This window comes from Butyricicoccus faecihominis (genome assembly GCF_014648015.1).
In the GTDB taxonomy this organism is placed as follows: domain Bacteria; phylum Bacillota; class Clostridia; order Oscillospirales; family Butyricicoccaceae; genus Agathobaculum; species Agathobaculum butyriciproducens.
In genome coordinates this window covers 314,273-314,668 of sequence record NZ_BMQH01000003.1, presented here as the reverse complement: position 1 = coordinate 314,668, position 396 = coordinate 314,273, and the positions used below count along the sequence as shown (strand labels likewise).

Annotated in this window: 1 protein-coding gene; it reads right to left on the bottom strand. The window is 57.6% G+C overall.

Going from position 1 to position 396, the window contains the following annotated elements; translation table 11 throughout:
- Window positions 1–65 precede the first annotated feature (65 nt).
- A partial coding sequence (locus tag IEY11_RS14845) for an iron-sulfur cluster-binding protein (protein WP_456236991.1) occupies window positions 66–396 on the bottom strand: 331 nt, incomplete at its 5' end.

Below are 396 nucleotides of genomic sequence, written 5' to 3'. Positions count from 1 at the left end.
CTTATTGCGGACGTCCGGCGCCTGCTCGGGCATCGGGCACTTGTTCGGATTCATATTCGGCATGATTACTTGACCTCCTTCTTGAACAGATTGCAATGCTCCTCACGGCGCTCTACCGCCGCGCGCTCCTGTGCCTTGTACATGGCACCGCGGCGCATTGCACTGTCAAAATCAACGAGGTGACCGTCGAAATCCGGGCCGTCAACGCATGCGAACTTGGTCTCGCCGCCAACGGTAAGACGGCAGCCGCCGCACATGCCGGTACCGTCAACCATGATGGTGTTCATGGAAACGATGGTCTTGATACCGTACGGACGGGTGGTCTCGCAGACAAACTTCATCATGATCATCGGGCCGATGGCGATTACGGCATCGTACTGGTTGCCCGCGTCGATT